The following is a 13506-nucleotide window of genomic DNA, read 5'->3' on the forward strand; positions in this document are numbered from 1 at the left end:
ATATAGCTTAGTTAGTAAAAAGATAATTGTCTCTAAAAGATGATTATCTTTTTATGCACTGTAAACAATATAAATATGTTAAGGAGAAATTTAGATTAAATGGCAGCTACTAATCAGCCAATGATTCAACTTAAAGACGTTAGCAAAATTTATGATAACGGAACAGTTGGTTTAAAGGATATTAACTTAAATATTGATAAGGGAGAATTTGTAGTAGTGGTAGGTTTATCTGGTGCAGGTAAATCAACATTACTTCGCTCTATTAATCGTCTACAAGATGTTTCTAAGGGAGATATCTTAATTGATGGTAAATCAATTACGTCTGCTAAAGGAAAAGACTTGCGTGAAATCCGTCGTGATATCGGTATGATTTTCCAAAGTTTTAACTTGGTTAAACGTTCAAGCGTTTTGCGAAATGTTTTAACTGGTCGAGTTGCATATTATCCAACTTGGAAGACAACTTTTAACTTATTTACTAAAGAAGATAAGCAAAAAGCGTATGAAGCATTGCAACGTGTTGATTTGGCAGATAAGGTTTATACTCGCGCAGACCAACTTTCTGGTGGACAACAACAACGTGTTGCTATTGCTCGTGTGCTTACTCAAAATCCTAAAATTATTTTAGCCGATGAACCAACAGCTTCTCTAGATCCTCAAACTTCACGTCGAGTTATGCATGACTTAAAGATGCTTAATGAAGAATACGGTATGACAGTTGTTGCTAACCTTCACAGCGTTGAACTTGCTAAAGAGTTTGGAGATCGAGTAATCGGTGTCCGTGCCGGTCAAATTGTTTATGATGGCAAGATGAGTGAAACTTCTCAAGCTGTCTTTGACGATATTTACAATGGCGGAAACGGCAAGAAAGGGGAAGAAGATGCCTAAATCTAAGGAACAGCATTTAGCTGAATTACCTAAAAAGAAATTTAAAATTATGAACCTTGTTTGGGTCGTAATTATGGTTTTAGGTCTCTTTCTTTCGGTAAATGTAACCAATACGCACATTAGCGTTTTGTTTAATAACTTTAGCCAATTTACCGATATTTTTGTGCAAATGTGTCACCCAGACTGGGGATATGCTGCTACAGCAGTTCCGCTTTTAATTGAAACAATTAAAATGGCTATCTTAGGAACTGTGATTGGTTCAGCTATTGCATTTGTATATTCGCTTTTAATTGCAAGAAATATTGTTAAAAATAAGGCAGTTACTGGCATTTTAAGAGTGATCATGAACATTGTTAGAACTATTCCAGATTTACTTTTGGGTGCAATCTTTGTTGCAATTGTTGGTATTGGCCCAGTTGCCGGTGTGTTAGCCTTATCAGTATTTACTTTCGGTGTAGTTGTTAAATTGTTTTATGAAGCAATTGAAACCATTGATCCAGGTCCAATTGAAGCTTTAACTGCTGTTGGGGCAAACAAGCTTCAAATTATCCATTTTGCTGTGATGCCACAAATTATTACTTACTTTATTTCTTATGTTTTATATGCATTTGAAATTAACGTCAGAGCTTCAACAGTTCTTGGATATATCGGTGCTGGTGGTATCGGTCTTTACTTGCAACAAACTCTACAAGTCTTTGACTATGCTAAAACTGGTCTAATTATTTTGATTATTATCGTCGTCGTAGTTCTTATCGACTATGTTTCTACTAAATCTCGGGAGGCGTTGATGAAATAATGGATACTACAATGAAAAAACTACCTCCTAAACCAATTGACACTAAGAAAAAAATTAAGCATTGGGTAATTGCAATTGTTACTGTAGCTTTAATTATTTGGTCATTTGTAGGAATGAACTTTGGTGGAATAAAAGCGACTGCTGGTCAAATTGCCGGTGCTATTTTGGCTGGTATTTTCCATCCAGATTGGTCTTATGTATATAACGGAAGCGGCGAAGATCTAATTTCTCAATTATGGGAAACAATCTGTATTGCTTTCTTGGGTACTTTTATTTCTGCAGTTATCTCATTACCTTTTGCTTTCTGGGCAGCTAACACGCGCCACAAAAAATGGTATACTTCCCGCTCGGGAAAAATTGTTTTAGCTGTTATTCGGTCTTTCCCAGAAATTGTTTTGGCTTTGATGTTTATTAAAGCTGTTGGACCTGGTTCGGCAGCCGGTGTTTTAGCTTTAGGTTTTCACTCCGTGGGGATGCTTGCTAAATTGTTCTCGGAAGCAATTGAGAACCTTGAAGAAGGAGCTAATGAAGCTGTTACAGCAGCTGGTGGATCTAAGTTTAACATTATTATGTTTGCAACAATGCCAAACTTAATGCCAGCTTTAATTTCTAATACTTTGTACCGCTTTGACGTTTCAATTCGTTCAGCATCCATTCTAGGTTTAGTTGGTGCTGGTGGTATTGGTTATCCATTAATTATTGCCTTGCAATATCGTCAATGGAACCGTGTAGGTGTTATCTTAGTTGGTATTATTGTCATGGTTGTCATTATTGACTGGATTTCTGGCTGGATTCGAAAGAAATTAGTCTAATTTATTATTTAAACGAGTAGAATTTTTAGCTACTCGTTTTTATTTTTGTCAAATTCTAAATTTTTTTGTAATATCTACCTATAATAATGATAAGTAAAGGAAAAAAAGAACTTTTTTGTTATAATGGAAGTTGTATTTCAAGGAGGACAATGATGGATAATTTAACTACCATGACATTGGCTGATGATATTGCTTTATCACAAGAAAAAATTATCAACGGTCAACAAGACCTGAATACCAAAAGAATTTATAATGAAATTAATAGTCTAGGCATTCTTGATAAGCCAATCGAAGAATACTTTGATATGACTCAAGATGAATACTACAACAGTGAATCTGATGGTAAATTAACTCTACTTCATTTAGATCAACCACTAAGTGAATTAAGCGATCGCATTTTGACTAATCATGTAGATGGCTATGTTGATAAGGATGAAATTAATTTAACCTATAATCATGAAGATCCATTGCAAGATGGTAGCTATGATCGTGCTACTGACTTACATGTACTTTTATATAGTTTGAAAGTTATTGGTGCTGTCAGAGCAATTGCTCCAGATGACTTAAAAAAGGTTTTGTCTAAAGATGCGGTTTTATCATTGGGTCTTGCCGCAGCTGCTTTGGCAAAAAATTAACCCCAAGGCCAATTAAAGGCCTTTTTTGTGTGATGAGTGGGGAAGAGTATCATGAAAATTATCAACAAAACCAAAGGTATGATTGATAAGTTTTCCGGGATGACTCGGAAGATGATGCGAAAGAAAAATAATGTTCCATTTGACGGAATGCAAAAATACATGACTGTCGGTGAGTATAACGTTGGAGCACCAGAAGGCACGCCACATGGCGAAGAATATAAGCTTATTGTTTACAAAGATACTGATAATGTTTTGCACCAAGCTTTGCGTTCAGTGAACGCTTCTGATTTAGCACCAGCTTATGTCAGAAAGTTTGATAAAAGGTTAAATCGGTATACTGCCTTTGTTAATAAGCGGACCGGGCGTCGTTATATCGTTGAAGATCAGTTAGATCAATTAGTCGACTATGTAAAAAAGCATAGCAGAAAAGGCTATAATTCGATTAATATTGGCGTTTTAACTGATACTCATTATAAAGATACTGATAGTATTGATTTTTATGGCCATAACGGTTTAAGACATGTTAAGGAATTTAATTATCTTGAAGACAAAGACATTTTAGACTTAAAAGCTCATTTAGGCGATTGGATGGATGGGTCTGATCCAGGCTTAGTAGGTGAAGCCGAATTAATTTCCTTATCACGAACATTTCGCTCTAAAAAGACTAATTTTGCTGTGATTAAGGGGAATCATGATGAAAATGACAAATTTGATGAACATCATGATTTAAGGGCTAGTTTTCCTGAAAATGAATTCGAAGATATTATGTGGCCAAGCATGTATGCACAAGATGGCATTCATTACATCACGCGTAAACATGGTGTCGCATACTTCGATAAAGATGATGTCAGAATTATTACCGTTAATACTTCTGACTTACCCTATGAATTAGACGATCAAGGAAAGAAAAAGTATGATACGAAGCTTTCTTTAGCTATTCGTGAAGACCAGATGCAAGAAATTATCGAAATTCTTGAAAATTCAAATGGTAAAACGATTATTTTCATGAGTCATGCTAACCCTATTACTCGCAAGGGAACAAATGCCCTAAAATTCAATGGCCGTTCGCTACATGAATTGATGGTTGCTTTTAATCAACATGAAAAAGGATACCTTAATTCTAGAGACGTTCCTCCTGAATTTACCTTAGCTAATAGCTTTGATTTTACGAAAATTAAGAATGCAAAAATAGTTGCATATTTCTGTGGACACCGTCATACTGAGGACCAATATCGGATTAATGGTATCCAATATATATTTTTTAATTGTTCGGCCCTTATGGGACCAAACCATGCGCTTACTACGCAATATAATAAGCGCTGGAATAGACAAATGGATCATGCTAATGAAGCAGCAGGCTACATTGTAAATGTTGATATTAAAAGACATTTACTACAGGTATTTGGTTATGGTGCGGCTTCTAAGAGAAGATTCTATCGAATTTAGTTTTTGAAATGTAAATAGCTTATAATAAGACTACTGTTTATTTTGAGGTGAAAGTTACTTATGTGTGGAATTTGTGCGTTTTTCGATCCTGAATTGAAGGATAAAGACTGTGCTATTCAAGGAATGATGGACACGATCAAGCACCGTGGACCATCTTCAGATGGAAAGTATACCAATGATCAGGTGGCTTTAGGTTTTAGACGTTTATCAATTATTGATTTGCGTGGCGGAAGTCAACCTATTTTTAATGAAGATAAAAGTAGAGCAATTATTTTCAATGGTGAAATTTATAACTTTAAACCATTAAGAAAAGAATTAATTGATGCTGGTCACACCTTTACTACTAAAGCTGATACTGAAGTTTTACTTCACGGCTATGAAGAATGGGGAATGGACGGCTTATTGAAGCGCGTTCGTGGTATGTTTGCCTTTGTAATTTGGGATGATAATACTAAGACTTTATATGGTGCACGTGATTTCTTTGGAATTAAGCCAATGTATTATTCAGACCAAAATGGTAAGTTGATCGTTGGTAGTGAATTGAAGAGTTTCTTAGCTTATCCTGGCTTTAAGAAGGAATTAAATACTGAAGCAGTTAAGCCATACTTAATGAATCAATACAATGACTTAAAGGAAACTTTCTTTAAGGGTGTTTACCGCTTCCCAGCAGGTCACTGGTTTGAATATAAAGATGGTAAAATGAAGACTCATCAATACTGGGATGCTAAGTATGTTGAGAATAGCTTAAGCTTTGACGAAACTTTAGATAAGATCAACGAAGATTTAAAGGAAACTGTTGACTTATATAGAAACGCTGACGTACCAGTTGGTGCGTTCTTATCTGAAGGTATTGATTCTTCTTACTTAACTAGCTTACTTGATCCTGAAGATGTCTTTTCAGTTTCTTTTGATGATTCAACTTATAACGAAGCATCGAAGGCTAAGGCACTTTCTGATTTACATGGCTGGAAGTTCTTCGCTGATAAGGTTGATGCAGATGAAGCCATGCGCGACTTTCCAGAAATGCAATATCACATGGATGAACCAGATGCTAACCCATCAATTATTCCATTATGGTACTTGTGTAAATTGGCTAGAAAGCATGTTACTGTTGCTCTTTCTGGTGAAGGTGCTGATGAATTATTTGCTGGTTATGTAAACTATGGAATGCATACGCATAACGACGTAATCAAGGTCTTTACTGCCGGTTTGAAGAAATTACCTAAGAAGAGCCGTGTTCGCTTAGCTCATAAGATTAAGAAGATGCCTAACTTCCCAGGTAAGGTACATATGTACACTAACTTAGCAGAACCAAGCGAGTTTTACGTTGGTCAATCCGTAATTTATGATATGGATTATCCGACTATCTTTACTTCTAAAGATGCTAATAATATCTTACGTGATAAGTACAAGAATGATTTGACAGTTAATGGCATTTATCAAGAAGACTTCAAGAAAGTTAAGAATATTGATGAAGTTAAGCAAATGCAATATATTGATCTTCACCACTTTATGCTTAATGATATTGAGCAAAAAGCAGATAAGATCTCAATGGCTCACTCATTAGAGTTACGTGTGCCATATCTTGATAAGAAGATTGCAGAGCTTGCTAACTCAATTCCAACTAAGTATTTAGTTAACCGTCATGATACTAAATATGCTCTTCGTAAGGCCTCTGAAAAAGTCTTGCCAGAAGAATGGGCACAAAGACCAAAGCTTGGCTTCCCAACACCAATCAAGCAATGGCTTAAGGAGCCTAGATTCTATAAGCAAGTTAGAGAATTGTTTACTGAAGACTTTGTAAATGATATTTTTGACCAAAAGAAGATTGTTAAATTACTTGATGATAACTACAAAGGCGATGGCTCAGCTCGTCGTCAAATCTGGGCAATTTACACTTTCTTAGTATGGTACAAGTTGTTCTTTGTTGACTATGATGAAACTGTTAAAAAGTATCAGCATGTTCAACCAGAGGTTGCAGAGTTAATTGAAAGTGGCAGACTTGTTTAATTAAAGTTAGAGAGAAGTACGGATACGAAATGGTACAAGCAAAATTTACTCCTATTTTATTAGGTAGCGACATCAATGTTTATGGAATGGCACGTTCATTCAATGAAGCCTATGGAATTAAGGTTCAAGCATGGGCAGCTAGCCAATTAGCAGCAACGCGTTACTCTAAAATTGTTGATGTGGAAGTTCATGAAGGCTTTGAAGAAGATCCAGGCTTTATGAACGTAATGAAGCAGAAAATTGAAGAATACAAGAATCACCCAGAACCAGTTATTTTAATCGCTTGTGGGGATGGATATGCAGAATTACTTGCTAAGCACAAAGATGAATTAAAGGATACTTTCGTTGTTCCTTATATTGATTATGACTTGCTAGAGAAGTTAATTTCTAAAGAGGGATTCTACGAAATTGCTGAAAAATATGGTCTTCCATATCCACATACTAAGATTGTGACCATGGATGACTACAAGGCTGAAAATTACTTAAATTTACCATTTGATTATCCAATTGAATTAAAGCCAGAAGATCCTGTTTCTTGGTTAAATTGTCAATTTGAAGGCCGTAAAAAGGCATTTACTATTCACGATGAGACTGAATTAGTCGATATTGTGGGCAAGATTTATACTAACGGTTATACTGAAGACTTGATTTTGCAAGACTTTATCCCAGGCGATGATTCTAACATGCGTGTTCTTAATGCCTACGTTGATAAAGACCACAAGGTTAAGATGATGTGTCTAGGCCATCCACTTCTTGAAGACCCTACTCCACAATCAATCGGTAACTACATGGCAATTTTGCCAGCATTTAGTCAAAAACTTTATGATACAGTTCAATCATTCCTTGAGAAGTTGAATTATACAGGAATGGCCAATTTTGACATTAAATATGATCCAAGAGATGGAGAATACAAGTTCTTTGAAATTAACTTGCGTCAAGGTCGTTCAAGTTTCTATGTAACTTTAAATGGCTATAACTTGGCTAAGTGGTATGTAGATGATTATGTAGAAGATAATTTAAAAGATAAGCCAACTGTATACGGCAACAAAGATGGTGCTAACTACATGCTTTGGCTTGGGGTTCCTAAGAAAATCTTTAAGGAATATGCTTATGATAACGGCTCAAAGCGTTTAGCTGAAAAATTAATTGATGAAGGTCATTATGGTACTACTGTCTTTTATGATAAAGATCGGAGTTTCAAACGTTGGCTATTAATGCGTTATATGTTCCACAACTACTATGCTAGATACAAGAAGTACTATGAGGTAAATAAGGGACAATATTTTGAAGAAGAAGCTAAGAAGTTAAAAAAACAAGCACTTCGTGATGGTCAACAAGAAAACCATGAAAATGAAATTTAGTTAAGAAATACCCTCTAAGTAGAATGAGATTGCTTAGAGGGTATTTTTGTATCTAAAAGTATTAAAATAAAGATGATAGGAAAGCTACTTGAGAAAGTAGGAAAATAGAATGATTGACTGGGGATTAATGGCTCTATGCATAGTAACGATGTTACTAGGATTTTTTGAGCTGTACCGTACTTTTAGATTTTATAAATGGGATAAAAAAACTAAAGAAATGCCAACTGCACCTTATGTGATTTATTTTGGAACGTTTTTTAGTGGGATATTAATTGTCGTGTCAGCTATGTTTATGATGGGGAATACTTCATTGACACTTCCTAAAATTTTTTACATAATTTTGGGAATTATTCTAGTGGTCGTGGCAGTTTTAATGTATCGTCGTGGGCACCAAATGGCGAAGAAATTAGGTAAGGATGATAGTAACATTGCTGTTTGGCAAACCTATTTGATTAGCACAGTAATTTTAATTACTGGCTTAATTAATTTTCTTAGATGATAAAAGAGAGCTGAAATTCAGCTCTTTTTTTGTCCAATAAATTGTGGCTTATTATTTGCTAATAATTTTCTACTTTACTGATTATAGAAAAAGTTTAAAATTCTCTTCTTTCTTGTCTGACGTGAATTTTGCTAAATACAATATATATGTTCTGAAAAGTCAATACCTACAATATCATGTAGTTTTTGGTAGAATATAACCATACATATTGTGAAAGAAGAGAATGACCATGTTACAACAAGATGCTCAAATTAAATCAATTACTCAAATGACCCTTCCAGAAACAGCCATTAAAAGAGATGGTAGCATCTATCCTTTTGCTCTTTACAAAATTGAAATGGTCTTAGACAACTTGCATCTTACAGAACATGAAGCAGATATTTTACCTTCTATTTTGAAAAAATTAAATGGTGTAAAACAAACTTCTACGAAAGATATTGCAGATGCCTTTGTCCAAACTTTAACAGAACTAGGATTTGATGATGAAGCCAATGCTTACGTAGATTATCGCAGGGAAGACGAAGCTAATTTTGAAAAGCAAACGGAAACTACCAACCGTCTGGATCGTTTAGTCCACCATGATCCAACGATTGTTAATGAAAACGCCAATAAAGACTCACGTGTTTTTTCAACTCAGCGTGATTTAACTGCTGGTGTTGTTGGTAAGACGATTGGATTGACAATGATGCCTGAACATATTGCTAAGGCGCATCTACGCGGCGATATTCACTGGCATGATTTAGACTATACTCCACTTAGCCCGTTAACTAATTGCTGTTTGATTGATTTTAAAGAAATGCTTAGTCATGGCTTTACGATTGGAAATGCCAATATTGAGTCTCCTCATTCAATTGAAACTGCTACGGCGCAAATGTCGCAAATTATTGCTAATGTAGCTTCCAGTCAATATGGTGGCTGCTCAGCTGATAGAGTTGATGAAGTTTTAGCTCCTTATGCTGAAAAGAATTACCATAAGAATATTAATGAAGCGCGCGAATTTTTTGATGATGAAGAAAAAATCAAGGCTTTTGCAATCAAGAGAACTAAGAAAGACATCTACGATGCTATGCAAGCTCTTGAATACGAAATTAATACCTTATTTTCAAGTCAGGGACAAACTCCATTTACTACTTTAGGATTTGGGTTAGGAACTTCATGGATTGAGCGCGAAATTCAAAAGGCTATCTTGAAGATTAGAATTGAAGGTTTAGGTAAAGATAAAAGAACTGCTATCTTTCCTAAATTAGTTTTCACCTTAAAGAAGGGGCTTAACTTACATCCTGGCGATCCAAACTACGATATTAAGGAATTAGCCTTAGAATGTTCAACTAAGCGGATGTACCCAGATATTGTTAGCTATGACATGATTAAGAAAATCACAGGTTCATTTAAGGCTCCAATGGGTTGTCGTTCATTTTTACAGGGCTGGAAAGATCCAGAAACTGGTAAGGAAGTAAATTCTGGTCGAATGAACTTAGGTGTTGTTACTTTGAATTTACCTAGAATTGCAATGGAATCAAAGGGTGACAAAGATTTATTCTGGCAAATCTTTAGAGAAAAAGTTCAAACAGCGCATGAAGCTTTACAAATTAAGGCTAAGCGTTGTACTGAAGCCGGTCCTGATAATGCCCCAATTCTTTACGAATATGGTGCTTTTGGAAAGCGTCTGAATGCAGAAGATAATGTAAATGACTTATTTAAAAATGGTCGTTGTACTGTTTCTTTAGGTTATATCGGCTTATATGAAGTCGGTACCGTTTTTTACGGGCCAAACTGGGAACACAATGAAGAAGCTCATCAATTTACAATTAATATTGTTAAAGAGCTTCATGACTACTGCGCTAAGTGGGAAAAAGAAGATCCAAATCACTACCATTACAGTGTTTACTCAACTCCAAGTGAAAGTTTAACTGATAGATTTTGCCGTTTAGATACTAAGAAATTCGGTAAAGTGAAAGATATTACTGACAAGGAGTACTACACTAATTCTTTCCACTATGATGTTAGAAAACACCCAACTCCATTTGAAAAATTAGCCTTTGAAGCACCATATCCATTTTATGCGGCTGGTGGCTTTATTCACTATTGTGAGTACCCAAACCTTAAACAAAATCCTAAGGCTTTAGAAGCTGTTTGGGATTGGGCTTATGACAAGGTAGGATACTTAGGAACTAACACTCCAATTGATCAATGCTATAAGTGTGGTTTTAAGGGTGAATTTAAGGCAACTGCTAAAGGATTTGAATGTCCTCAATGCGGCAACCACGACCCAGAAACTTGTGATTGTGTAAAACGTACTTGTGGCTATCTTGGTAATCCTTTGAAGCGTCCGATGGTTCATGGTCGTCACGAAGAAATTGTTCACCGTGTAAAGCACTTGAACTTAGGAATGGAAGAAAAAATGGCTAAGGATGAAGTTAGAAAGAATGACGAATATTAATGCCAGAAAAAGATAAAAACAGTCAAGAAGGTCCTGATGTTCGAGGTAACTTAATTAAAGTTAATGTTGGCGGCGATACAATTTTTGTTGATTCTAACCAATATAAGCCGCAAGTTGAACATGCTAAAAAATTAAAGCAGCAACATAGGAAACCTAAAAATCCTAAACCACAAGAATGGATATCGGAAGAATATTCTAAGCATAAAATTGCGGACTATAAACCATTTAACTTTGTTGATGGGGAAGGCGTTAGATGCAGTTTATATGTAAGCGGATGTTTATTTGATTGCCCTGGCTGCTATAATTTGGCAGCGCAGAACTTTAATTATGGACGTCCTTATACCCAAGAGTTAGAAGATAAAATTATTGAAGATATGTCTCAATCTTATGTGCAAGGATTGACTTTATTAGGCGGAGAACCATTTTTGAATACTTGGGTTTGTTTAAAATTGATAAACCGGGTGCGCAAAGAATTCGGACATACTAAAGATATTTGGTCTTGGTCAGGTTATACTTGGGATGAACTCCAAAAAGAAACGCCAGATAAGAAAGAAATGCTTTCAAAAATTGATATTCTGGTTGATGGCCGCTTTATGGATGACTTAAAGGATCTTACTTTACAGTTTCGTGGTTCAAGTAACCAAAGAATTATCGATGTTCAAAAGTCTCTTAAAGCTAAGAAAGTCATTATTTGGGACAAGCTAGTTAGATAAGTTTGATAGAATAAGGGAAACGATAAAGTTTCTCTTATTTTTTTAGGTGAAAAAGATGCAAGAAAAGAATTTGAAATTAGTCGATAAAATTATGACAGCTCTTCAAAAAGTAGAAGATCCTGAACTACTAGTTGATGTGGTTAATCTAGGCTTGATTTATGGAATTGATATTGAAGGAGATCATGCCACGATTAAGATGACTTTAACTATTGTTGGCTGTCCCTTGTCGACATATTTACAAAATGCAATTGAAAAGGCAGTTTTGACGGTTCCTGAGATTAAGACTTGTGATGTGAAATTAGTTTGGTACCCGGTTTGGAGTCCAGAAAGAATGACGACAGCTGCTAAGCAGCAATTAGGGATGCTTGATAATGAACAAGCTCTTGATCAAGAAGAAGAAATTGAAGACACCGAAGAAAAGCAAAAAATCGTTGACTTTTCAGTGCCGATTAAGAAACTAGCTGAAGAATATCCGGATTTCGTTCAAATTATGTATGATTGTGGTTTTACTAGAATTAAAATTCCGGGCTTATTATCAACAGTCGGACGTGTGATGACCATTCCGCTTGGAGCACAGGCAATGAAAATTGATCTGAATAAGATAAAGCAGGCTTTTGAAAATAAAGGCTACAAGGTGATTGATAAATGAAAGAATTAGATAAACAACGCCAAGAGGCAATTTTGAAAATTTTAAATTTTATTCAAAATGGTGGAGAATTAGAAGAAGCAAAAAAAATGTTTCAAGCTGCTTTTGATCAGGTTGATGTGGCTGAGATTACAGCAGCTGAAAGAGAATTAATTGCGCAAGGACTTGATCCAAGAAAGATTCAATACCTGTGTAATGTTCATGCGGATGTTTTTAAAGGCAATATTAAAGAAAATAAAGAAAGTCCAGAATTCGAAACGCCTGGCCATCCTGTTCATACTTTTAAACTAGAAAATATTGTAATTAAATCTTTAATTAATGATGCCTTGCTTCCTGATTTGGCTAAGTGGGAAGCTGGATCTTCTGATGCTCTACCTAAGTTGAAGCAAGAGTTAAAAGATCTGGCAAAAATTCACTATCACTATGCCCGTAAAGAAACTTCTATGTTTCCACTTATGACTAAGTATGGTATTACTGCTCCACCTAAAGTTATGTGGGGTGTTGACGATAAAATTAGAAAATTAATTGGTCAAGCTAATATGCTTGTTAATCAAAAAAATGTGGATCCAAGTGAAGTTGCTAGTGTAATAAAAAGTGCTGCTCATGAAGTTCTTGAGATGATTTTCAAAGAAGAAAAAATTATGCTTCCAATGCTTGATGAAGTTGCTAGTGAAGAAGACTGGGGCAATGTTAAGAATGAAGAAGAGCAGATTGGCTATACTTTAATTCAAAAGCCGATGAACTGGAAGCCAAAGATAAAGCCAAAAGCTGCAGGGCCGATCTCTTTAGATAAGTTAAGCAGTTTAGCCTTGAACTTTGCAGAAGGTAGCTTAAATTTAGAACAGCTGTCAGCAATCTTAGACTTATTGCCATTTGCGATAACGTTTGTCGATGAACATGACAAGGTTGCATATTTTGGTGGGGGAGTAAGTATTTTTCCGCATTCTAAAAATGCGATTGGCAATAGTGTATATTCTTGTCATCTTCCTGAGAGTGTGCCACGAGTTAAGAAAATTTTTGATGATTTCCATCAAGGAAAGAAAGATAAGTATGAATTTTGGTTTGAGCCGCGGCATATGGGGCGATATTTATATTTGCAATATTTAGCCGTTCGAAAAGATGGAAAGTATTTGGGATGCTTAGAGGTTGCACAGGATGTAACAGAAATTAGAAGCTGGACAGAAGAAAAAAGATAAAAAATAGCTCGTATTTTGCGAGCTATTTTTGTTTGGAATCTATTGTGTGTTATGTTAAAAATGTAAT

General features: G+C 35.4%; 12 protein-coding genes. All 12 read left to right on the forward strand.

Translation table 11 applies throughout. The features are described from left to right. Positions 1-99 precede the first annotated feature (99 nt). Positions 100-885 carry a phosphonate ABC transporter ATP-binding protein gene (gene phnC, locus AB5359_RS05860; protein WP_003651369.1) on the forward strand — a complete coding sequence of 262 codons (786 nt, stop codon included), beginning with the start codon at positions 100-102 and terminating at the stop codon, positions 883-885. After that, positions 878-1681, forward strand: coding sequence for a phosphonate ABC transporter, permease protein PhnE (phnE, locus tag AB5359_RS05865; protein WP_003649608.1), 804 nt, complete (start codon positions 878-880; stop codon positions 1679-1681). The genes phnC and phnE (AB5359_RS05865) overlap by 8 nt, the downstream gene beginning before the upstream one ends. Next, positions 1681-2493 (forward strand): phosphonate ABC transporter, permease protein PhnE, encoded by an 813-nt coding sequence (gene phnE, locus AB5359_RS05870; RefSeq protein WP_020806627.1) that lies wholly within the window; start codon positions 1681-1683, stop codon positions 2491-2493. Before phnE (AB5359_RS05865) ends, phnE (AB5359_RS05870) begins: the two co-directional genes overlap by 1 nt. Positions 2494-2645: 152 nt before the next feature. Next, the gene (locus AB5359_RS05875; protein ID WP_003651367.1) at positions 2646-3128 is read left to right on the forward strand and encodes a hypothetical protein; all 483 of its coding nucleotides are present in this window, start codon (positions 2646-2648) and stop codon (positions 3126-3128) included. A 51-nt stretch (positions 3129-3179) separates the two neighbouring features. Next, positions 3180-4574 carry a metallophosphoesterase gene (locus AB5359_RS05880; RefSeq protein ID WP_048685735.1) on the forward strand — a complete coding sequence of 465 codons (1395 nt, stop codon included), beginning with the start codon at positions 3180-3182 and terminating at the stop codon, positions 4572-4574. Positions 4575-4634: 60 nt separating this feature from the next. Then, positions 4635-6584: an asparagine synthase (glutamine-hydrolyzing) gene (gene asnB, locus AB5359_RS05885; protein WP_048685734.1), complete on the forward strand. Its 1950-nt coding sequence runs from the start codon at positions 4635-4637 to the stop codon at positions 6582-6584. A 29-nt stretch (positions 6585-6613) separates the two neighbouring features. After that, a complete protein-coding gene (locus AB5359_RS05890) occupies positions 6614-7945 on the forward strand; it encodes a carboxylate--amine ligase (protein WP_003649604.1) in 1332 nt (443 codons plus the stop codon). A 109-nt stretch (positions 7946-8054) separates the two neighbouring features. After that, positions 8055-8444 carry a hypothetical protein gene (locus tag AB5359_RS05895; protein WP_048685732.1) on the forward strand — a complete coding sequence of 130 codons (390 nt, stop codon included), beginning with the start codon at positions 8055-8057 and terminating at the stop codon, positions 8442-8444. Positions 8445-8673: 229 nt separating this feature from the next. Then, positions 8674-10884: an anaerobic ribonucleoside-triphosphate reductase gene (nrdD, locus tag AB5359_RS05900; protein WP_048685730.1), complete on the forward strand. Its 2211-nt coding sequence runs from the start codon at positions 8674-8676 to the stop codon at positions 10882-10884. Further along, positions 10884-11597, forward strand: coding sequence for an anaerobic ribonucleoside-triphosphate reductase activating protein (nrdG, locus tag AB5359_RS05905; RefSeq protein WP_003649601.1), 714 nt, complete (start codon positions 10884-10886; stop codon positions 11595-11597). Before nrdD ends, nrdG begins: the two co-directional genes overlap by 1 nt. A gap of 55 nt (positions 11598-11652) precedes the next feature. Then, positions 11653-12246 carry an iron-sulfur cluster assembly protein gene (locus tag AB5359_RS05910; protein WP_003649600.1) on the forward strand — a complete coding sequence of 198 codons (594 nt, stop codon included), beginning with the start codon at positions 11653-11655 and terminating at the stop codon, positions 12244-12246. Continuing rightward, positions 12243-13439: a DUF438 domain-containing protein gene (locus tag AB5359_RS05915; RefSeq protein WP_048685728.1), complete on the forward strand. Its 1197-nt coding sequence runs from the start codon at positions 12243-12245 to the stop codon at positions 13437-13439. Before AB5359_RS05910 ends, AB5359_RS05915 begins: the two co-directional genes overlap by 4 nt. The last annotated feature ends 67 nt before the right edge of the window (positions 13440-13506 follow it).

The sequence above is a fragment of the Lactobacillus sp. RTP31084st1_F9_RTP31084_210423 genome, assembly GCF_040919545.1.
Classification (GTDB): Bacteria; Bacillota; Bacilli; order Lactobacillales; family Lactobacillaceae; genus Lactobacillus; species Lactobacillus paragasseri.